21 protein-coding genes are annotated in these 22,749 nt (G+C 28.1%); 7 read left to right on the top strand and 14 right to left on the bottom strand.

All coding sequences use genetic code 11. From position 1 onward, the window contains the following. Positions 1-83 precede the first annotated feature (83 nt). A complete protein-coding gene (locus tag ACZ49Z_RS06965; protein ID WP_464307460.1) occupies positions 84-2,660 on the top strand; it encodes a phosphoenolpyruvate carboxylase in 2,577 nt (858 codons plus the stop codon). Positions 2,661-2,692: 32 nt separating this feature from the next. Further along, complete coding sequence (locus ACZ49Z_RS06960; RefSeq protein WP_464307459.1) at positions 2,693-3,355, top strand: hypothetical protein; 663 nt, start codon at positions 2,693-2,695, stop codon at positions 3,353-3,355. A gap of 155 nt (positions 3,356-3,510) precedes the next feature. Here the strand turns inward: ACZ49Z_RS06960 and trpS are convergent, their stop codons facing one another. After that, positions 3,511-4,479, bottom strand: coding sequence for a tryptophan--tRNA ligase (trpS, locus tag ACZ49Z_RS06955; RefSeq protein ID WP_464307458.1), 969 nt, complete (start codon positions 4,477-4,479; stop codon positions 3,511-3,513). A 128-nt stretch (positions 4,480-4,607) separates the two neighbouring features. Between trpS and ACZ49Z_RS06950 the strand changes: the two genes are divergently transcribed. Continuing rightward, positions 4,608-5,354 (top strand): lysophospholipid acyltransferase family protein, encoded by a 747-nt coding sequence (locus tag ACZ49Z_RS06950; RefSeq protein ID WP_464307457.1) that lies wholly within the window; start codon positions 4,608-4,610, stop codon positions 5,352-5,354. On the opposite strand, the gene ACZ49Z_RS06945 is transcribed toward ACZ49Z_RS06950, so the two are convergent. Both ACZ49Z_RS06945 and ACZ49Z_RS06940 read right to left on the bottom strand, forming a co-directional pair. Further along, complete coding sequence (locus ACZ49Z_RS06945) at positions 5,344-6,339, bottom strand: glycosyltransferase family 9 protein (protein ID WP_464308050.1); 996 nt, start codon at positions 6,337-6,339, stop codon at positions 5,344-5,346. The genes ACZ49Z_RS06950 and ACZ49Z_RS06945 overlap by 11 nt on opposite strands. Positions 6,340-6,480: 141 nt before the next feature. Next, a complete protein-coding gene (locus ACZ49Z_RS06940; protein ID WP_464307456.1) occupies positions 6,481-7,086 on the bottom strand; it encodes a DUF4254 domain-containing protein in 606 nt (201 codons plus the stop codon). Between the two features lie 74 nt (positions 7,087-7,160). On the opposite strand from ACZ49Z_RS06940, the gene upp reads away from it, so the two are divergent. Further along, positions 7,161-7,814, top strand: a complete 654-nt coding sequence (gene upp, locus ACZ49Z_RS06935) for a uracil phosphoribosyltransferase (protein ID WP_464307455.1) — start codon at positions 7,161-7,163, stop codon at positions 7,812-7,814. On the opposite strand, the gene ACZ49Z_RS06930 is transcribed toward upp, so the two are convergent. Further along, a complete protein-coding gene (locus tag ACZ49Z_RS06930; RefSeq protein WP_464307454.1) occupies positions 7,809-8,735 on the bottom strand; it encodes a DUF6427 family protein in 927 nt (308 codons plus the stop codon). The genes upp and ACZ49Z_RS06930 overlap by 6 nt on opposite strands. 46 nt (positions 8,736-8,781) lie before the next feature. On the opposite strand from ACZ49Z_RS06930, the gene ACZ49Z_RS06925 reads away from it, so the two are divergent. After that, positions 8,782-9,012 carry a DUF6341 family protein gene (locus ACZ49Z_RS06925; protein ID WP_464307453.1) on the top strand — a complete coding sequence of 77 codons (231 nt, stop codon included), beginning with the start codon at positions 8,782-8,784 and terminating at the stop codon, positions 9,010-9,012. A gap of 26 nt (positions 9,013-9,038) precedes the next feature. On the opposite strand, the gene purD is transcribed toward ACZ49Z_RS06925, so the two are convergent. Continuing rightward, entirely contained in the window at positions 9,039-10,310 is a 1,272-nt protein-coding gene (gene purD / locus ACZ49Z_RS06920) for a phosphoribosylamine--glycine ligase (RefSeq protein ID WP_464307452.1), read from the bottom strand. 136 nt (positions 10,311-10,446) lie between these two features. Here purD and ACZ49Z_RS06915 point away from each other — a divergent pair, with 136 nt between their 5' ends. Next, positions 10,447-11,757, top strand: coding sequence for a phenylacetate--CoA ligase family protein (locus ACZ49Z_RS06915; protein WP_464307451.1), 1,311 nt, complete (start codon positions 10,447-10,449; stop codon positions 11,755-11,757). On the opposite strand, the gene ACZ49Z_RS06910 is transcribed toward ACZ49Z_RS06915, so the two are convergent. From ACZ49Z_RS06910 to ACZ49Z_RS06890, 5 genes are read right to left on the bottom strand one after another with little or no spacing between them, the layout of a single operon-like run. Then, positions 11,754-12,506, bottom strand: coding sequence for a glycosyltransferase family 2 protein (locus tag ACZ49Z_RS06910; RefSeq protein WP_464307450.1), 753 nt, complete (start codon positions 12,504-12,506; stop codon positions 11,754-11,756). The two genes, ACZ49Z_RS06915 and ACZ49Z_RS06910, sit on opposite strands and share 4 nt — an antisense overlap. Next, positions 12,506-13,858 (bottom strand): undecaprenyl-phosphate glucose phosphotransferase, encoded by a 1,353-nt coding sequence (locus ACZ49Z_RS06905; RefSeq protein WP_464307449.1) that lies wholly within the window; start codon positions 13,856-13,858, stop codon positions 12,506-12,508. The genes ACZ49Z_RS06910 and ACZ49Z_RS06905 overlap by 1 nt, the downstream gene beginning before the upstream one ends. Position 13,859: 1 nt before the next feature. Continuing rightward, positions 13,860-14,843: a UDP-glucuronic acid decarboxylase family protein gene (locus tag ACZ49Z_RS06900; RefSeq protein ID WP_464307448.1), complete on the bottom strand. Its 984-nt coding sequence runs from the start codon at positions 14,841-14,843 to the stop codon at positions 13,860-13,862. A 1-nt stretch (position 14,844) separates the two neighbouring features. Next, the gene (locus tag ACZ49Z_RS06895; protein WP_464307447.1) at positions 14,845-16,185 is read right to left on the bottom strand and encodes an O-antigen ligase family protein; all 1,341 of its coding nucleotides are present in this window, start codon (positions 16,183-16,185) and stop codon (positions 14,845-14,847) included. Next, complete coding sequence (locus ACZ49Z_RS06890; protein WP_464307446.1) at positions 16,127-17,233, bottom strand: DUF1972 domain-containing protein; 1,107 nt, start codon at positions 17,231-17,233, stop codon at positions 16,127-16,129. Before ACZ49Z_RS06890 ends, ACZ49Z_RS06895 begins: the two co-directional genes overlap by 59 nt. A gap of 142 nt (positions 17,234-17,375) precedes the next feature. Here ACZ49Z_RS06890 and ACZ49Z_RS06885 point away from each other — a divergent pair, with 142 nt between their 5' ends. After that, positions 17,376-18,152, top strand: coding sequence for a 2OG-Fe(II) oxygenase (locus tag ACZ49Z_RS06885; protein WP_464307445.1), 777 nt, complete (start codon positions 17,376-17,378; stop codon positions 18,150-18,152). Position 18,153: 1 nt separating this feature from the next. Here the strand turns inward: ACZ49Z_RS06885 and ACZ49Z_RS06880 are convergent, their stop codons facing one another. The 4 genes from ACZ49Z_RS06880 to ACZ49Z_RS06865 are packed head-to-tail and all read right to left on the bottom strand — an operon-like array spanning position 18,154 to position 22,731. After that, positions 18,154-19,275: a glycosyltransferase family 4 protein gene (locus ACZ49Z_RS06880; protein WP_464307444.1), complete on the bottom strand. Its 1,122-nt coding sequence runs from the start codon at positions 19,273-19,275 to the stop codon at positions 18,154-18,156. Further along, positions 19,259-20,527, bottom strand: coding sequence for a hypothetical protein (locus ACZ49Z_RS06875; RefSeq protein WP_464307443.1), 1,269 nt, complete (start codon positions 20,525-20,527; stop codon positions 19,259-19,261). The genes ACZ49Z_RS06880 and ACZ49Z_RS06875 overlap by 17 nt, the downstream gene beginning before the upstream one ends. 1 nt (position 20,528) lies before the next feature. After that, positions 20,529-21,443, bottom strand: coding sequence for a hypothetical protein (locus tag ACZ49Z_RS06870; RefSeq protein ID WP_464307442.1), 915 nt, complete (start codon positions 21,441-21,443; stop codon positions 20,529-20,531). A 10-nt stretch (positions 21,444-21,453) separates the two neighbouring features. Beyond that, positions 21,454-22,731, bottom strand: coding sequence for an oligosaccharide flippase family protein (locus ACZ49Z_RS06865; RefSeq protein WP_464307441.1), 1,278 nt, complete (start codon positions 22,729-22,731; stop codon positions 21,454-21,456). Positions 22,732-22,749: the final 18 nt, after the last annotated feature.

The raw sequence follows: 22,749 nt of genomic DNA, 5'->3' as shown, positions 1-22,749 counted from the left end.
CTTACAAATCGTATTAATTTATAACATTATTAAGACAATGCTTTAGAGAATAAAATTGTAAATTAGTAACAAACTTTTTAAAAATGTATTCATTACCTAAATTAGAACGTTTTGAACAAAACGTTGCTTCAAAATTCAATATTTATAATAGTATTTTTATCACGTTGCCATTCAATGAAATCAATAACACTGGTGTTTTGTTGCCTTTGTTTTCAGATATTTGTGAACAAGGTTATAAAAACAATCAAAGTCCTGAGGAAATTTTCAATGTCTTTGCTTCAAAATATTTAGAAAAACCTACTGAAGAAGAAAAAATAGATCTAATGTTTCGTTTTATTCAATATGTTGAACGACAAGTGGTTTTGTTTGATGCTATTGAAGATGCTGCTTTCAATGTAGTGAATAATATGGAAGGAAGAGGTTCGTTAAGAAACATGAAAGAAAAAGCAGAACAACGGTTTAAAAAAGAAGAATTAATTGCCTTCTTAAATGATTTTAAAGTAAGACCTGTTTTAACTGCTCATCCAACACAATTTTATCCAGGACCCGTTTTAGGAATCATAACCGATTTAACACAAGCTATTAAGATAAATGATTTACATTCAATCAAAGAGTTATTAGCACAGCTAGGCAAAACACCTTTCATAAAAAAAGAAAAACCTACTCCTTTTGATGAAGCTGTGAGCTTAATTTGGTTTCTAGAAAATGTATTCTATCACACTATTGGAGATATGATGCAATATATTCAAAAAAATATTTTTAAAAACAAAGCAGAGCTTAACAACCCAATCTTTAATCTTGGTTTTTGGCCTGGTGGAGATAGAGATGGGAATCCGTTTGTAACTACTGAAATTACTTTAAAAGTTGCCAACAGATTACGCACTTCTATTTTAAAATCTTATTATTTAGATATACGAAAATTAAAACGAAAACTAACTTTCTCTGGTGTTGAAGAATTAATCAGTAGCATTGAAAACAAACTCTATCGTTCTGTTTTTTATTCGGAAGGTACATTGTTCATCTCTAAAGAAGAATTTGCTTCCGATTTGAAACTAATTAAAACATTGTTAATTGAGAAACATCAATCGCTCTACTTAAATGAAATTGATAATTTACTCAATAAACTTACTGTATTTGGTTATCATTTTGCTACATTAGATATTAGACAAAATAGTAAAATACACGAAAAAGTGTTTCAAGATATAATTGATAAAAATCCTAAACTATTTACAGCAAACTATAATTCATTAAATGAAGAAGAAAAAATAAAAATCGTTTCAAATGTCTCTGCCGATTTAAAAGAAGAGGATTTCGATAATTATGAAACCAAGATTACACTAAGTTCAATAAATGCTATAAAAACAATTCAAGAAAACAACGGAGAATTGGGTTGTAATCGCTATATTATTAGCAATAATGAAATGGCAATCCATGTAATGGAAGCACTTGCGTTATTTCGTCTAAGCAATTGGGAAAGGCCAACTGTAGATATAGTTCCACTTTTTGAAAGTGTAGAAGCACTTCAAAAAGCAGATGAAATTATGGAACAGTTATATACCAATCCTACCTATAAGAAACATTTAGAGAGCAGAAATAACGAACAAACTATAATGCTAGGTTTTTCAGATGGTACTAAAGATGGAGGCTATTTGATGGCCAATTGGGGAATTTACAACGCAAAAACTGCCATTTCTAATATGTCTAGAAAATACAATATTAAAGTAGTATTTTTCGATGGTCGTGGTGGACCACCTGCTCGTGGTGGTGGAAAAACACATCAGTTCTATGCCTCTTTAGGTCCAGAAATTGAAAACAAACAAATTCAATTAACGGTACAAGGACAAACTATCAGTTCTAACTTTGGCACAATGGATTCCTGCCATTATAACCTAGAAAATCTATTGAGTGCTGGAGCAAACAACCAAGTCTTTCATAAAGAAGAAAATCATTTAACGGATGATGAAAAAGCAGTAATGCAAAAACTTTCTGAAATTAGTTATCAAAAATATATTGATTTTAAAAGACATCCAAAATTTGTGCCTTATTTAGAGAATATGAGTACCTTAAATTATTATGCTAAAACGAATATTGGTAGTCGCCCCTCTAAAAGAAAACAATCTGCACAATTGAATTTAGATGATTTGAGAGCAATTCCGTTTGTGGGTTCTTGGAGCCAATTGAAGCAAAATGTACCTGGCTTTTTTGGAGTTGGAACCGCTTTAAAATATTTTGAAGAGAATGGAAAATGGGACGATGTTCAAAATCTATACGACAACTCTCTTTTCTTCAAAACACTATTAGAAAACAGTATGATGGCTTTGAGCAAATCGTTTTTTCCATTAACTGCCTACATGAAAAATGATCCGGAATTTGGACCATTTTGGACCATTATCCATACTGAGTATTTAGAAACAAAGCGTTTGTTATTAAAAATATCTGGTTTTACCGAGTTAATGGAGAACTATCCCGACGGAAAAGCTTCGGTTGCAATGCGTGAGAAAATTGTATTGCCTTTATTAACTATACAACAATATGCATTATTAAAAATTAAAGCATTAAAAGAAAATCCGATAGAAAATCAAAAACAAATAGCGGTTTATGAAAAAATTGTAATGCGTTCTCTATTTGGTAATATTAATGCCAGTCGAAATTCGGCTTAATTTTTGAAGCATCTTTTCTTAAATATTACTTTATGAGAAAAGGTGCTTTTATTTTATTCCTGTTCGTGTTTTTTATTAGTTGCCAACAAAAGACTAAAGAAACGCAAAAAACCTACGAGCAACTCGAAGCAGAAGTTTTGTGCGATGTTTTGCCTGAGGTCGCTAAATATGAACTTGAAAATTCTTTTTGGATAAGAATTCTTCCACCACCTCCAATTCCCGAAATTGACACATTAAAATTTAATTCATTTCAAACTGACAGTATTTTACATAAATCTAAAAATGACTGGGATAACTTCATCTCAGAAAATAGAAACGGAATAAATGAATCCATTTTAAAATTAAAAGAATTTAAAAAAATAGAATTTGGTGTTTTAGACACATTACGTTGGGTAAACAAATATGAAATAGATAAAACTGAATACTTATTTGATTCCTTAGACATTAGACCTTTGAGTAGTAGCGAATTCGAAAAATCTAATCTAAAAGTCACCTTAATCACATATAAAAACACATTTGAAGGAGGAATTAGAAATTCAGACATGCCACTTTTATTTCTAAGTAGAGTATTGCTATCTCAAGATTATAAAAAAGCTTATTTTTTTGTTTTTAAATACTACAGAGCCTATCATGTATTTTGTGAATTCTCTGAAAATAGATGGTTCATTAAAAAAATAATTGAAGAACAAAAATAATGAGATTCCGAAACGAGTTCGGAATGACAACGTATTATAACAATAAGTTTGTCATGCTGAACTTGTTTCAGCATCTAAATAAAAAAGCCTTGCGTTCTGAATTTAACTTCAGATTTCAAGGCTTTTCCTATTTTTAGTTTCTAACTTTCGTTTTCTTAATAACCTAATTTCTCTCTCACTCTTCCTAAAACACCATTAGCAACAATGCTCGCTTTTGCTGCTCCTTCTTTTAGTAAAGTGTCAACTTCTTCAAGATTATTAATGTAATAATTATACCTCTCTCTTACAGTTGCGAATTTTTCAACTATCAATTCAAAGAGTGCTTGTTTCGCATGACCATAGCCATAGTTTCCAGCTAAATAATTAGCGCGCATTTCTGCTGTTTGTTCTGGTGATGCTAATAATTTATACAATGCAAAGCAATTACAAGTATCTGGATTTTTTGGGTCTTCTAATGGAGTACTATCCGTTTGAATAGTCATTATTTGTTTGCGTAATGCTTTATCTTCTAAAAATATATTAATCGTATTATTTCTGGACTTACTCATTTTTTGTCCATCTGTTCCAGGAATCAACATTGTGCTATCGTCTATTTTAGCATCTGGTAACACAAAAGTTTCTCCCATTTGGTGATTAAAACGAGAGGCTACATCGCGAGTAATTTCTAAATGTTGTAACTGATCTTTTCCTACAGGAACCAATTCTGCATCATATAATAATATGTCTGCCGCCATCAACATTGGATAGGTAAACAACCCTGCATTAACATCTTCTAATCGATCGGCTTTGTCTTTGAACGAATGTGCTAATGTTAATCTTTGGAAAGGGAAAAAACAACTTAAATACCAAGATAACTCTGCGGTTTGAGGCACATCTGACTGACGGTAAAAAACAACCTTATTTACGTCTAGGCCACAAGCAAGCCAAGCTGCAGCTGTGCTATAAGTATTTGCTCTTAATGTTTTTCCGTCTTTTATTTGCGTAATTGAATGTAAATCGGCAATAAAAAGAAATGATTCATTAGAAGGGTTGTTTGCCATTTCGATTGCTGGCATAATTGCTCCTAATAAATTCCCTAAATGTGGTGTTCCTGTACTTTGAACGCCTGTTAATATTTTTGACATTTTTACTGTTGTTTGGAACAAAAATAGCACTTTTACAGAAATGGGAAAAGGTTATTATTAAAAGGTTGAATAATATTGTTATTTTTGGTGCATCATTTTAAAAATGCTTAACGTTTAGTTACTAAAATATGAAAATACTAAAATATGCTTTTTGGATTATATGGAGAATTTGGTTTTACTTATTAGTAATTATTCCAATAATAGTCTTATTTCCTTTTTTATTTCTTTCAATTCTAAGCGAAAAAACGTATCCTCAATTCTTTTTCTTTGCTAAGTTATGGGCGAAAATTATTTTGTTTGGAATGGGATTTTATTATAAAGTAGATTTTGAACAAAAATTAGAGAAAGGGAAAAGTTATATGTTAGTTGCCAATCATACATCAATGACAGATATTATGTTGATGCTCCTTGTGGTTAAAAAAAATCCTTTTGTTTTTGTTGGTAAAAAAGAACTATCAAAAATTCCTATCTTTGGATTCTTTTTCAAACGTGTTTGCATTATGGTTGATAGAAGTAGTAGCAAAAGTCGTTTTAAAGTTTTTGAATTAGCACAGAAAAGGTTACATCAAGGGTTGAGTATTTGTATTTTTCCTGAAGGTGGTGTTCCAGATGATGAAAGTATTGTTTTAGACGAATTTAAAGATGGTGCATTTCGTTTGGCAATAGAACATCAAATTCCTATTGTTCCAATGACATTTATCGATAATAAAAAACGTTTTCCTTTTCGTTTTTTTAGTGGAACAACAGGAAGAATGCGTGTAAAAGTGCATTCTTTTATTGAAACTAAAGGATTAACTCTCGAAAATCGTTTGGAAGTGAAACAAAAAACTAGAACTGTTATTTTAAACGAGTTGGAATCTTACATTAAGAAATAATCTCCTCAATTTTTGCAATAACTGTCTCTGGTAAAATAGTACGCATTACATTCTCATATCCTTCAATTTGCTTATTACCATATACTGATGTGGGTAACAATGGAAATTCCTCCCTATTTGAAGTAATACAAAATTCATCTGGTTGATTGAATGGCTTAAAACCAGCATAAGGGTGAGTTGCTCCCCAAAGTGTAATTACTTTTATTCCTAACATTGCTGCTATATGTGCATTGCCAGAGTCCATGGAAAGCATTACGTCTAAATTTGAAATAATTTCTAATTCTTCGTTTAGCGATAATTTACCTGCTAAAACAATTACATTTTCATGATTGTTTTTAAGCTGATTTAGTAATTTAATTTCTTTTTCACCACCTCCAAAAAGGTAAATCTTCTGCTTTAAATTTATTGCTAAACCATCTATTACTTTCTGCATTAAATCTAAAGGATATACTTTAGTATTGTATTGAGCAAAAGGTGCAATTCCTATATTTTTTCCATTAGAAAATGAAATTATATTCATTAATTCTTCGGATAAAATTGCTTTGTTTGGAAACTTTGGATTACTTAAATCTATTTCAAAACCGAGCTTAGCAAATGTTTCTACATGATTTTGAAACATAGATTTTACTGGTTTAAAAACCTTATTTTCAAGTCTAGTTAACTCTTTTTTAGCTTTTCTACCTTTGTTTGTTGCAGCATTTTTTTTACCCGTGAACCAAAACAATGTTCTAACTATTTTAGAACGAAGGACATTGTGTAAATCGACAACATAATCAACCTGTGTCTTTTTTAAATCTGAAAACAGTTTTAATAATCCAATAAAACCTTTATGCTTTTCCTTTAAATCAATGGGAAAAAATTCCACATTAGGAATTCCATCAAAAAAAGGTTTGAAAAAAGGTCTTGAAACTATTGTTATCCTAATTTCAGGATATTGCATCGAAAAAGCTCTCAACACAGGAACTGTCATAGCGACATCGCCCATAGCTGAGAGTCTTATTATTAGTATGTGTTTTCTGTTTTTAGACAACCTTTTTAATTTTAGAAAAAACCATTAAACTATTTAATAACATTTAGATATATCCAAAAGTTAAAATAATTTAATGGTTAAAATGATTCAAAGAAATTATTTCTTATTTTGATACAAAACTGGATTTAATTCTTCGTCATTATACATTTTCATTTGTTTGTAAACCTTCATATACTTATCACCATTCTCAATATCTTCAATTAGTTGACTAATGGAAGTAAACATATCATTTTTTTGGTCTAACAGTACATTTAATTTTTCTTGACATTTTGCTCTATGTTCTACCGAAGCTTCTGCTCTATTTGCTTCTTCACTCATGTGATAAATCTTTAAAGCCAAAATAGATAACCTATCGATTGCCCAAGCAGGACTTTCTGTATTGATTTTTGCTTCTGGTTTTACTTGAACATCTGAATATTTTTGAAGAAAATAACTGTCTATATATTCTACCATATCTGTTCTTACCTGATTAGAAGCATCAATTTTGCGCTTTAAATCCAATGCTGCTACAGGATCTATTTGTGGATCACGAATAATATCTTCATAATGCCACTGCACAGTATCTACCCAGTTTTTTGCAAATAGCAAATGTTCAATCGAACCTTTTTCATATGGATTCTGAGTTGGTTGGTACACGTCGTCAATAACGTGATATTCTTTTATAGAACGCTCAAATATTGGAAATGCAAATTCTGCAAACATGATAAATTTGTTTAAAATTTCTACAAAAATAACGTTTTTTTGTACTTTTAACCTGAAAAACAAAAACTAATCCTATGCATATTCATTATCTTTCTGAAGAAAACACTGTTTTAAATCATTTTTTAGCTCAAATTAGAGAAGTTACCATTCAGAAAGATAGCATGCGCTTCAGAAAAAACATCGAGAGAATTGGTGAAATAATGGCTTATGAATTGAGCAAAACTCTCGATTATGAAACGATAAACATTCAAACGCCACTTGGGATAAAAAAAACGACTCAGATTTCAGATAAAATTGTTTTATGTTCAATTTTAAGGGCTGGTCTTTCTTTACACACAGGTTTTATGGCTATTTTTGATGATGCCGACAATGGTTTTGTTTCAGCCTACAGATATCATCCTAATAATGATGACGAATTTGTAATAAAAGTAGAATATCAAGCAGCTCCAGACTTAGACGGTAAATCATTAATTCTTATTGACCCTATGTTAGCAACGGGTCAATCTATAGTGGCTGTTCTTGAAAAACTAAACGCTGAGGAAAAACCTAAACGCATTGATATTGCTGTAGCTATAGCTGCTCCAGAAGGCGTTCAGTACCTACAAGAAAAACTTCCTGAAAATATTCATCTATGGATTGCGGCTCTAGATGAAAAATTAAATGAAAAAAACTACATCATTCCTGGTCTTGGTGATGCTGGAGATTTAGCTTATGGAATAAAATTATAGTTGCATTAAAAAGAAAAATAAGCCAATAAAAACCAAAGAATATAATGATATTTCTTTAACCTTATTGTTTTCTATATTTTCAATTAAATTTGCTCCCATTATAGAAAGTGGTGCCAAGCAAAATAATAAACAACTATTATTTTTATTGGCAGACAAAACATAAATACCAACACCTAATAAAAAAGAGAATACAATTTTCTTATAGGAAGACTGCATGTTTATTGGCGTTGCGCTAATAGTCATTATCATGCTCACAAAAAATAACAAAGCTATCGATGAAAAAATTGCTAGTGCAATGTTTTGATAAATATTTTCAAAATAAGTAAAATTGAAACTTATATATGTTTTGTTCAATAAAATTTCAAGTGGTACACCTGCATTCATGAAATTGAATGTAAAAAACAAAATAGTCACACTGAACAAAGCTATAAAAGGAATCAACCAATTTTTATAATCTCTAGAAACATACAGCATAATTGAAATAAAGACCAAACCAATATAAAGAATACTCCAAAAATAAAACAAAGCAGAAAGAAAAATCCAAAAAGAAGCATCAAATAATTTTTCTTTTGTGTTTTTCATTGACTTTAAAGAGAGTAATCTTCTCAAGGAAAGTAATAATAAAAAATTAGAAATTAGTATATTTTTATTTTTAAAAATGGTTGGGAAAAACAATAAAAAAATAAAAAACAATAAAATAGCATAGTTATCATTTCTTGTTAAATTGTTTTTTAAAGCTATAAAATTAACCACAAAACAAGAGGCAACAATACTGATAAAGTATAAGCTTCCATATAAAAAGCCTTGCCAGCCTTTAAACAAAGAATGAGAAAATGAATAGGAAACAAAAGCAATGAGAAGTATTGTACCTATTATTACATAATTAAATGGTCTTGTTTTATTAAAAACACTTGCTATCATCAGGATATTTTATATTTTTGTGATGTAAATATAATACATTATTAAAATGAAATCATTTTTTGAAGGAATTGGCTCGCTTTTTTCAGATTTTTTATTCTTACCATTAGACTGGTTAAGAGAATTGGAATTGACTAATTGGTGGGCAGCAAACACATTAAACTGGGTATTTATTTTAATTTGTTGTGGAGCTATGGTATATTGGATTAAACAATTAAATATATTCAAAGCAAACAATGAAGATGAGCAAGATACAACTGCTCATTCATTCTTAAAATAAAATTCCTCATTTAAGAGGAACTTTATTTACAAATCAAAACCAATATCTTTACGATAATACATCTTATCAAATTGTAGTTTATCTATACTTTGATAAGATTTTTTTATGGCTTCTTGAAAATTATTTCCATAAGAAGTAATAGCCAAAACTCTACCGCCATTAGTAACAACTTTTCCGTTTTCTAATTTGGTACCAGCATGAAAAACAATAGAATCTTTTATAGTTTCAATTCCAGTAATTTCTTTACCTTTTTCATAATCTTCAGGATAACCTCCGGAAACAACCATAATAGTAGTTGCTGCTCGTTCGTCAATCTCAAGGGTTATTTTGTCTAATTCTTCCTTAGAAATTGCCTCAAATATTTCAACCAAATCACTATTTAATCTTGGCATTACAACTTCCGTTTCAGGATCACCCATTCTAACGTTATATTCAATAACCATTGGTTCACCTTTAACATTAATAAGTCCAATAAATACAAAACCTTTATATTCAATTCCATCTTTCTGTAAGCCGTCTATAGTTGGTTTCACTATCCTATTTTCAATTTTGTCTAAAAGAACTTGATCTGCAAAAGGAACTGGAGAAACGGCTCCCATTCCACCTGTATTTAAACCTGTATCACCCTCTCCTATTCTTTTGTAATCTTTTGCTGTAGGTAAAATTTTGTATGACTTTCCATCTGTCAATACAAAACAACTTAATTCTATTCCATCTAAAAACTCTTCAATAACAACTTTAGATGAAGCTTGACCAAATTTTGCATCTACTAACATGCTTCTTAATTCTTTTTTCGCTTCTTCTAAATCGTGGAGTATTAAAACTCCCTTTCCTGCAGCCAAACCATCGGCTTTCAATACGTATGGTGCTTCTAATGTCTCTAAAAATTGACAACCTTTTTCAACCGTTTCCGCTGTAAAACTTTCATATTTTGCCGTTGGAATATTATGTTTAACCAAAAACTCCTTTGCAAATTCTTTACTCCCTTCTAGTTGAGCACCTAGTTTAGAAGGTCCAATTACTGGAATAGTATTTATTAATGCGTCTTTTTTGAAAAAATCATAAATACCATTTACTAATGGATCTTCTGGTCCAACAACAACCATTTCTATTTTTTCAGTTAAAACAAAATTCTTTATCTCTTTAAAATCATTTGGATTAATAGCTACATTTTCTGCAATTGCTGCTGTTCCTGCATTTCCAGGTGCAACAAATAGAGAAGAACATTTAGAACTTTGAAGCATTTTCCATGCTAATGCATGTTCGCGTCCACCAGAACCTAATAATAAAATTTTCATTGTGTGTGTTGTTATATCCAAAACTGGATTCTATTTAGTATTTCGCAAAAATACTTTGTTTTCAATAGAAAAAAAAGTTTCAACAGAATAGTTTATCATTTCTCCTTTTTATATTTTTGAATATTAAATTTATTTCATGTTCAACTTATTTAATTTTACCTTAAAACTGAATGGCTTTCCAATTGAAAAAGCTATAGTTGAATTGGATACAATTTTAAAAATTCCAGAAGAACAATACCACGATTATATTGAGATTAAAAAAAAAGAAATTGCTACTTTTCACTTAGAAAACAACTCTTTTTATCAGAATTTAGTTGGCTCTGATTCTTTTAGAGATTGGAATGATTTACCTGTTTTGACAAAAAAAGATCTACAAAAACCTTTATTAGAAAGATTATCTAAAGGATATACTGAAAAAACAGTTTTTGTAAACAAAACATCTGGTTCTAGTGGAGATCCATTTGTTTTTGCCAAAGACAAAAAAGCCCATGCTTTGACTTGGGCATCGATAATCTATAGATTTGGTTGGTATGACATTGATTTTAATTCATCATATCAAGCACGTTTTTATGGAATTCCGTTAGATTTTATTGGTAATAAAAAAGAACGTCTAAAAGATTATCTTAGTAGACGTTTTCGTTTTCCTATTTTTGATTTATCTGATAAAATACTCGAAGGAATATTAAAAAAATTTAAAAGTTCAAAGTTCAATTATATTAATGGCTACACGAGTTCAATTGTCCTATTTGGAAAGTTTCTTAAAGAAAAAAACTTAATATTAACCGATATTTGTCCTACTTTAAAAGTTTGCATGGTGACTTCTGAAATGCTATTTAAAGAAGATAAAGAGCTATTAGAAAAACATTTAGGTGTTCCTATAATAAACGAATATGGAGCATCTGAACTCGATTTAATTGCTTTTCAAAATACTGCTGGTGATTGGCAAGTTAATGCCGAAACATTATTTATTGAAATTCTTGACAATAATAACCAACCTGTTCCACGTGGTACAGAAGGAAAAATAGTTATTACTTCTCTCTATAATAAAGCGCACCCTTTTATTCGTTATGAAATTGGCGACATTGGGGTTTTGGATGAAAAAAGTACTGCTAAAAAACCTATACTTAAAAACCTAACTGGAAGAACAAACGATATTGCTATTTTACCTAGTGGAAAAAAATCTCCTGGCTTAACTTTTTATTATGTTACTAAAAGTATTATTGAAGATGATGGTAATGTCAAAGAATTTATAATTCGACAAATAAAAATAGATACTTTCGAAATTGATTATGTAAGTACGTTTGAGTTAACCGCTTTGCAAATAGAAGAAATCGAAAAAGCAATTTCAAAATATTTAGAGCCCAATTTGCATTTTACCTATAACAGAAAAGAAATTCTTAAGCGAACAAAAAGAGGAAAATTAAAACAATTTGAATCCTTACTCTAACTTCTGTACTTCATAAAACCTCTATACATCCAATGTAACATATAATAGGTTGATAAGACTATATTTAAATGCTCAACATCTCTATAAAACTGCCATTGATATTTTATTAAATCTATCTTTTTCCTTGAAAGAGAGTTTTCTCTAATTCTATAAATTGCTTGCGTTTCTTGAATTCCAAAAGCATAAGGTGTTACTTTTAAATATTGCAACCATAACCCCATATCCTGACGTTTTCTAATTAATGGCATAAATTTTTTATCAAGTACCTTTATATCAATGAATGCCGTCAAACAACTAATAGAATTCGATTTCAAGATGTCTGTATAAGTAACTTTCTTTGGGACAATAAAATCAGTGAAAACAAATTCTAACTTTTCGTTAGCTCTTTTATAGGAAGAAAAAACAAAAGGAATATTTGTTTGTTTAATTACATCAATACTGTTTTTAATGAAATCAGGAAACCAAATATCATCAGCATCAATAAATGTCAAATATTTCCCTTTCGCTTTCCCAATAGCAGTATTTCTGGTAACTGCTGGTCCAGAATTATTTTCTAATTTATAAAATTGAATTCGATCGTCTTGCTTAATTATTTCCTCAATAATTTTAACAGTAGTATCAGTAGAGCCATCATCAACAATAATCATTTCCCAATTCGAATAGGTTTGACTCTGGACTGATAGAATCGTCTCCTCTATGAACTTAGCAGAATTATATGTTGGCGTTATTATAGATACCAATTCCTTCATTAATATGCTTTTTTATCACCTCTAACTGCATTAATGACAGTCATTAAAATAATTTTTATATCTAATAATAGAGACCAATTTTCTATATAAAAAATATCATATTTAACTCTGTTTCTAATATCTCTACTGTTTTCAACTTCTCCACGAAATCCATTTGTTTGTGCCAAACCGGTAATTCCAGGCTTTATAAAATGTCTTACCATAAATTTATCAACACTCTTAGCATACATTTCAGTATGACTTACCATATGTGGTCTTGGCCCTACTACAGACATATTCCCTAATAAAACATTAAAAAATTGCGGTAATTCATCAATACTAGTTCTTCTAATAAAAGCACCTATTTTGGTTACTCTTGGGTCATTCTTTTGCACTTGTTCTAAATCAGCAATTGGGTTTAATTGCATTGAACGAAATTTATAACAATAAAACTCTTCATAATTAAGACCATTTCTTTTCTGTTTAAAAAATACTGGCCCTTTAGATTCTATTTTTATTAAAATAGTTAATAAAGGTATTAACCAAGACAAAATACCCAAAATCACAATTATTGAAAATAAAATATCAAAAATTCTCTTAATTATTTTATTTGTTGATTCATCTAATGGAATATTTCTTAATGAAATTATTGGTATATACCCATAATAATCTAAAATTAAATTTCTAGCCAATATTTCTTTGTTATCAGGTAAAAATTTAATTTTTTTTAAATTGTTATCGCAAAAATCTACAAATCGATTAATTTCATCATTACTTAAACTTGATAGAGAACAATATATTTCATCTATTTTTTCTAATAAAATAAAGTCAAAAATAGTATCAATTTCTTTAGATTTATTTTTTTTTATATCAAATACTTGCTCTAATTTATATCCATAATCTAGGTTTCCATTAAAAAAATCTATTAATTGGTTAACCCTATTACCGCTACCTATTATTACAACTCTTCTAAAATTCCCTCCAAAAGTTGCCCTAAATCTTTTTAAAAAGATAAAAATTGAAAACTTAATTGTAGAAATTAAACCAATTGAAAATGTCATATATAAAACCATCTGAGATGGTTTTGAAAACTTATAAAAATACCCAAGATAAGCAAAGCCAAAAATTAAAAACAACACATATTGTTTTATTATCTTTCCTAATATTTGGATAATTTTTGTAAAGCGAAATACCTCATAAAAAGCAACATTCCAAGCTATAACCAACCAAAATAAAGACAAAAAAAGATGAAAACTTAAATTATTTAATTCTTTCGGTAAAAAAGTTACCACTAGTAAATTGATAATTAACAAATCAATTACATAAGAAAAAGGTCTTAAATACCCCGAATATCTTCCAGATTTTGGTGACAATTTAATAAATATATTTAGTAAAATCTTTATGCTCTTCTTTTGCTAACTCTTCAGGAGAAAGTGACCTAAAATAATCGTAAGTAATCTTCATTCCTTCAGCTCGTCCTATTTTGGGTTCCCAACCTAATATTTCTCTTGCTTTTGAAATATCTGGCTGACGCTGCAATGGGTCATTCATTGGCAAATCCTTATAGATTATTTTTTGAGTTGTTCCTGTCAACTTAATAATTTCTTCTGCAAAATCTTTTATAGTAATCTCATCTGGATTACCAATATTAACTGGTAAATGATAATCAGAATGTAATAACCTCCAAATTCCTTCAACCTGATCATCTACATAACAAAACGAACGTGTTTGACTTCCATCTCCAAAAACTGTCAAATCTTCACCTCTTAATGCTTGACCAATAAAAGCTGGAATAACTCTACCATCATTTAATCGCATACGTGGGCCGTAGGTATTAAATATACGAAGAATACGAGTCTCTACACCATGAAACGTGTGATAAGCCATTGTTATAGACTCTTGAAACCGTTTTGCTTCGTCATAAACCCCACGAGGACCAATAGTATTGACATTTCCATAATATTCCTCAGTTTGTGGATGAATTAATGGGTCTCCGTAAATTTCTGAAGTCGAAGCTATTAAAATACGTGCTTTTTTTACCCGAGCTAAACCTAATAAATTATGTGTTCCTAAAGAACCAACTTTTAATGTTTGAATTGGAATTTTTAAATAGTCAATTGGACTAGCTGGTGAAGCAAAATGCAAAATATAGTCTAATTTACCTGGCACATGAACGAATTTAGTAATATCGTGATGATAAAATTCAAAATTCTTTTCTTTAAAAAGATGTTCAATATTTTTTAAATCACCTGTAATTAAATTATCCATTCCTATAACAAAATACCCTTCCGCTATGAATCGATCGCAAAGATGCGAACCTAAAAAACCAGCTGCTCCTGTAATTAATATTCTTTTCATTTTATTTTTTTTCTAGTCGAAAATTTGATGTTACGTTATAGAGACAATAAAAAAGCATAAAAAACAATACCCCTCTTTGTCTCCACAAGAAAGATTCTGTCAAAAATAAGCTTATCATTAGAATTCCAAAAGCTATATGTATAAAATCTTTTGAAATTAATGCGTTTTTGAGGTTAGTAAACAAAATGATTACTAATAACAAAAACCCAATTACACCAAGCTCAGCAAAATTTTGCACATACTGGTTGTGGAAATTATAATCACCATACCCAGGATACAAATTATAAAACTTTTCTTTTTCTAATAATTTTTTTTGTGACGCATTTAATCCAAAGCCTTTAAAAAAAATAGATTCTTCTTTTAAAAATTCTACAAACATTCTAATTTGATATACTCTAAATGCTGTTCCTGGAAAATAATCATTATGTGTAAACTGTTCCTTATTCCAAGCATCATATATACTTATATTGTTTACTTCATCATTATTATTATTATTTAGTCCCACACTGTGAGTAATACTTTTTTCTGTGTTAGATCTAAATTCTATTAAAAATCGTTCTTTAATTTTACTAAAAGATAATAAAAGACCCAAAACTAAAAAAAGAAGGAAAAGATTTCTCAAACGAAAACGATTCGCTAGTTTAGAATAAAAAGATATCTGAACTAAGATTAATAGTATAAATATTATTATTATATTTTTGGAAGATAATAAGATTACAAAGATGAATAATAAAAGAGAAAAAAAATAATCTATTTTAGATTTATTCTCTTTAATAAAAAAATAAAAGAAAGCAATAGATACAAAAACTGAAACATGTATTGCATTTAATAATCTTGGAACTAAACCAATGTCTGTTTCATTATCTGGTCCATGATAAAAGAAAACAGTTGTTTCTTTTATTATAAAAAAACGAATACAAGCACGAATAAAAAAATACACAACATATCCCAACATAGTATAGCTATAGTACTTTAAAATCTTCTCCTTACCCTTTTTTGTGAAAGGTGGAACTAGCATAAACGCAATTGGAATAAGAAATAAAGCAATTTCTTTTGGGATAGCTATTAACGTTCTTTTTAAATCAATGGACCAAAAATAAGAAATACTCATCCAAAAAAATAAAAAAATAGGGGTGAAAAATGTAATAGACCAAACCAGCTTCTTTTTACCAACATAAAAAAGTGAAGAAACAAAGAAAACAACTAACAATACATTATTAACTGCCATCGAAATAGGCAAAGTTATCAATAATAATACAAAAGGGATAAATGCCTTATTTTGTTTATTTTCTTCTTGAATTTCTTTCCAAACATTGCTTAAAAAGCTGTAAATATTGTTCATTTATTTTTTCCCAATTAAAAACTGAAGCGATTTCGTCATAATTATTTTCAACGAAGTGCAAGTTATCATTTTTTTTAATTGAATTTAAGATTTTTTTAACTTCATCTGCTGAAGAAAAATAATATGCATTTTCTTGTAAAACGCCCTTATTAAAATCGTTATTATGGGCAATTACTAGCGCTTTTGAAGCCATAGCCTCTAATAAAGAAGGGTTAGTTCCTCCAACGGTATGTCCGTGGAAGTATAAATTTGAATAATAACGTAAATTATCAAGATGTTCTAAATTGTAAACAGCCCCTAAAAAACGAATATTTTCATAACTAGAAAATTTTTTTTTCAAGTAAGTTCCGTACTTTGTGTTGTGATTCCCTACTACTAAAATGGGTGTTTTTAAATCGGATTTACTAACTCCATCTAAAACCATTTCAATATTGTTCTCGGGTTCAAAACGAGCCATAATCATATTGAAATTTTCAGACTCAACATTATATTGCTTTAAAATTTCAGAGTTTGGTTTGTCAAAATTATGAGCTCCATAAGCAATATAAGTACTTTCTTTTTTGTATTTTTCTTTCAAGTATTTTTGAATACCTAACGAATCTGAAATTAAATAGTCGCTTTTTTTAACAGCTAATTGTTCTGCTATTTGAAGGGCTTTTTGCACTTTTTTAGAATATTTAGTTCGTTTCCATTCTAAACCATCCATATTCGTAATCACAATTGCATTTTTCGGATGCAGAGAAAACCATACCGAACTACTAGTATACCCCAATTGGAGAATAATATCAAAATTTCTTTTTCGAGCGTCTAAAATACAGTTTAAATCATAAACGAACTGACCTACTGTACCTATTTTATTTTCAGGATCGTAGCAATGTACAATTTTGACACCTTTAAATTCTGTTTCTTTGTAAGGATGACTGTGGGAATTGTACACGTATACTTCATGTCCCTGATTTGCGGCATAAGTTGCGAAAAATTCTGCAAACTGCTCAAAACCTCCATAATGATTAGGGATTCCGCGCGTTCCTAAAACTCCAATTTTCATTTAGATTTTTTTAACAAAAGCAAAAATAAGGGTTCTCTTTTGTTTATTAATCATTTAAGACCATTTTTTTGAGGTTTATGACAAATGTCATCTAATTTATCTAATTTATTTTCTATTTTTGCTCAATTACAAGAACATTATTATGATAAATTTCGAGTTTTTAGAAAGTAATCAAGAAGCACTTAGAACAAAATATTTAACCGCTCAACCATTTCCTCATCTAATAATTGACGGATTTTGCAATGAAGAAAAATTAAATAGAGCTTATGCTTCAATTCCAGAATTAGAAAACAAGAGTAGAGATTATGCTTTTGCAAATAATAAATTCGAAAAATCAAATTACAAAGTTTTATCACCTGAATTAGAAGAACTATATAACGATTTATCCTCAGATCGTTTTAATCAAATTTTATCATTTATTACAGCAAAAAAAATATTTGTTGATCCAAAAAATCACGGAGGTGGATTACATCAGGGTAAAAAGAATAGTTTTTTAGATATGCATCTTGATTTTAATTATCATCCTATCAATAAAAATTGGTACAGAGAATTAAACTTATTGCTTTATTTAAACAAAGATTGGAAACCGGAGTACAAAGGTGGGCTTAAGATTAGAGATTTAAGGACAGATGAAGAAGCAGAGTTAGATGTGCCTTTTAACAGATTAATCATTCAACAATGTGGACCATATACACTTCATGGATATGATATGACAAATTTTCCAGAAGGCAAATATAGAACATCTATTGCTACTTATGCTTATCAAATACACAATAGACATTTGGAGATCCCTAGAACAACCGATTGGTTCCCAAAAGATGATGCTTCTTTCTTTAAAAAGCAATTAGCTAAAAACTATAACTTTTTGGTTCAGACTAAGAATAAATTATTTGGAAGTGGTACTGCTAAGAACCAATAGCTTAATTATAATAATCTTTTAAAATACTTTCTTTTAAAACATACATAGATTTTGACCAATTATATTTTTCTCTAATTTTGTTTGAAAGCAATTTAAATTCTTCATTATAATCATTTTCAAGTATTTTTTTTAGAATAATTTTAAACTCTTCAAAATCGTAAGGATTGAATAAAAAATTATTCATAAATTCAAAATCCGACATAGCAGTTTTATTTGAAGAAATAGTAGGGATTTTTCCTGCAATTGATTCTAATGGAGGGATTCCAAATCCTTCTGCTAATGAAGGGTAAATAGATACCTTAGCTCCTCTTAGAAGCATAAGCATGTTTTCGAAATCTAATTTTTGCAAACAAATAATTTTATTTTTTATTTCATCACCAATATTATCATATATTTCAGAATAAGATTTATTTAATGTTGTTGTATCACCTATGAATAGTAGGTGGTTTGTTTCATAAAGCTTTAAATCAATAAATGCTTTGAGTATTAATTCGTGATTTTTTCTCGGTTCCCATCTGCTTACATAAATAATATAATCTTTTAAAGAATATTTTTCTTTCACTTTTTTTATTATTTCTGTTTTATTATACTCCTGAAAAAAAACTGAATCTACAGCATTTGGAGTTATTTGAATCTCTTTAACATCTATATTAAAATGTTCTACAATTCTTTGCTTAGAGTATTGAGAAACCGTTAACTTTATATCCGCTTTATTAATTGAATTTTTATATAGAAAAGTATTTTTTATCCTATTCAAGAAAGTAAAATAAATTGGAAAGTCTATAAATAAAATATCATGAGTCGTTACAATATATTTAGATTTTTTTATTGGAGGTACAATATATTGAAAATGAGCATAATCAATTTTTTCTTTTTTTAATATATTCGGAATATCAATTAAAAGTCTTAAAAATTTATTTTTAAACGAGTATTTAACATAAAATATATTTTTTGATACACCAAAAATGGTTTTCAAATTTTCTATATTATTTGCTGCAAAATAAAAATCAAAACTTTCATCTTTTATAAATTCTTTATATATTCCCTGAATATATGTTCTTGTCCCTTGAAAACCGTAATCAAAAACGTGACAGTCAACAAATATCCTAATATTTTTTTTCATCTTCATTACTTAATTTTAGAATACTATTTTCTCTTTGAACTATAATCTTAAGACAGATCAGATAGCCTATTAAAATTGATTTGTTATCTAACTTTAAATATAAACCAAGAAAAACCCAATTTGATAAAATCAAAAAAACACTAGTCCCTATTAATAAATTATTAATTTGATTATTAAGTGAAATTTCTGAACTCTTTTGTCTAAATAAAATAATTAAAAAATATAATAATATAATTACACCAATAATTCCTGATTTTAAAAAAACGGTCATATATCCATTATGTACAATAGGAATATGTCTAACATATTCTCCATCATTAGACAAAACTTTTCTACCTAAATCTAATGTTGCACCCAAACCCTCTCCAAATATAATTGCAAACATACCATTATTTGACACCTGCTTAACAGCTATAATATTTTCATAGGATCTGTAATTATCATTAAAATCTTTCCAGTCTGATTTATTTATTTTTGTTTTAAAAGGCTCGATTGGTGCTATTTTCACTTTATATAAAAAGGCTTCAAATCCTTTTCCTCCTCTTTTAGGATTTATGGACAAGATAATTGAATATCCAATTAAAACAACTAAAACTGTACTTAATAAAACCTTTATTGCTCTTATATTTAATTTATAATATCCTTTTAAACCTAAAAAAAGAATAAAAAATTGAATAAAATTTGTTCTTGCTAAGTAAAGAAAACTAGATAAACCAACAATTAAGATAAATATTCTAATTTTAGACTTTGAAATGTTTAACTGAAATTTTTTATAAAAGATAAGAATTAAAAGAGTGTAGACTTCATAATCACTAAAATATCCTCCAGCTTTTCTAATTAAATTAACAGTTAGCGTTTTATATTCAATAAAAGCTGAGATTATTATCACTAAGTGAATTATAGAAATTAAAAGTCCTGTGTAAACTATAAGATTTAAAGCTCGTTTACTATTAAATTTACATAATTGGTATCCTGCAAATAAACCTAATATTGGTTTTATTAGATACGTTAAATCTCTAATAATATTATATAATTGATTATTTCTAAAAATACTTACAATAGATGCAATTATTAAAATTGATAAAAAACAAATCGTATAATGAATCAAAGTAATGGAGTAAGTTTTTCTTACTGTTAAAACAATTGTAACAAACCAAACTGCAAATGTTAATTCATAATTATTTAGATATGTAACTGCAATACATAAAAAATAAAGAATTTGATATAAATTTTGATTTTTTTGAGCTAGCATGCTACAAATTTAAAGATTTTATCTGCTTAATTTGGCCCGTTGTTACATTATAAATTGGTAGATGATCAATAATTTTAATCCTCTGTGAGTGTCTTAGAAAAAGTAATTCTCCTTTTTTTCCTTTGGAATCTCTGTTATCTGATTCGTTAAATCCGTTTTCTGAAGAATATTTTTTGAATGGTGAAGACAAATCTTTTCTAACAAAATAAGCATTTACACCCGCAGATGTGGTTCCTATAAAATCATACCCCTTTTTATCAGCTAAATCACAAAATGCAGCTAATGATGCCCCAAAATATAATTCAGAATAATGCTCTCTACTTCTAATAAAATTTTCTTTATAAGGAACAGTTACCATTTCTTTAGAACCAAAAACAGAATTATATTCACAGATAACAACTCTTGGCTTTATTGTTTCTATAGCTTTCCAAACCCAATAATCATTTCCATCAATATCTACACTTAATAAACCTATATCTTCTATATTAGTATAATTAGAAATTAAATTATTAATATTATCTTTAGTTATAAAACTTTCAATTGCTGTTATATCATACTTCCAGTAAATAAAATCGTTTTTAATAAAATCTATGTTTTTTTTACTTCCGTCTATAACTAAACCTGACCAATTATTATTCATTAACAAAAACCTTGTATTTGATTCTGTATAAGTTTCCACTCCAAATTCAACAAAAATTTTATTAGGTATTTCAATTTTATTTATAATATATTGTATTACACCATCTTCTCCTCTTTGAGAAAAAACTTGAAATTCAACTTCATCCAAACTTGCAATATTTTCTTTTTTATTATTTAAAGAAGAAAGAATTTTTCCATTTAATAGAAGTGTTTTGTGCACATCATAATTCCATTTTTGATGTATTTTTTTATATAATAACTTCAGCCTACTAATCATTGATTATCTATTATTTGAGATTATTAACTATATTATTTGAAGATAAATTTAATGCTTTCAAATAAATAATAACTAATAAAATTTCTATACTTATTAATGTCATTAAAACACCATATAGTTTAAAATAATTCATTGCTATAAACAATGCTAAAAGATTTAGCATTGTAATAAAAATTGTTATTTTAATATATATTTTCTTTTTTTCTAAGCTAAAAAGCAATTGTTCCAATGGAAGTGTAATACCTATTAGCAAAGGGATTATTAATGCAATTTGCAAATATAGATTTAATTCATTTAATTCATTAAGATTTACTTTAAAGAATAGAAGAATTCTTTCTGAAAAAATAAATGATATTGACACAAAAAATAAGAGAATAATAAAATTACTTATATTAAATTTTTTCCATAACCTGAAACCTGTTTTAAAGCTTTTGTCCATTTCAAAAAAAACATAACTCAAAGAAAATTTAAAAAACATCTGTAAATAAGTTCTAAAAAGATTTATAACTTGTTCTATGATTTTAAACTGACCCGCTAAATAATCACCACCAATAAACCCAATAATTAATATAGATGAATAATTTCGTGTTGCAAGAAACAATTGTGAAACACAAAATGAAAAATCTGAAACAATATAATTTTTAATATCTGAAAAAGAAATAGCTGTAAATTTAAACTTAAATTTATTTGAAATCCATATTAAACCAATTGTGTTTGATATAATCAAGCCTAAACCAAGCCATAAATTTGCATATATAAAGTCTCCTTCCTTTTTTATAAAAAATAATATCCCTAAAACATATATCATTTTTGATAATACATTAATTATTGTAATCCATTTGAAGTTCTCAATTCCTTGAAAAAACCATGTAGGATTTAAGAATTGTCCTATAATTATTGATGTGCTAAAAATAAAGGCTAATTTTTCTTTATAAAAATATGGAATAAAATAAATCATTAAAGCTGCAAAAAATAGTATAAAAAACAGTAGAAATAATTTAGAGGAAAATATAATGGCATACGTTTTTTCTAATTCAGATTTATTATTTCTGTTAATAGAAATATCTTTTACACCAATTATATAGGAACTATAATCTACTACAACAATAAGTATATAAGCTATTGATTGACCAATGGCAATAATGCCTAATTTATCTAAATCACAAATAGCTACTAAATAAGGAGTTATTAATAACGGACTTACAATATTGACCGCTTGTCCAAAACCATAAACACTAAAGTTTTTTATAGTTCTGTTAAAAAATATTTTTTTAAAAAATGTATACAATTTTATGTAATTACTTTG

Source organism: Flavobacterium sp. KY-23415 (assembly GCF_055384985.1).
This window is presented reverse-complemented; position numbering and strand designations above follow the sequence as displayed.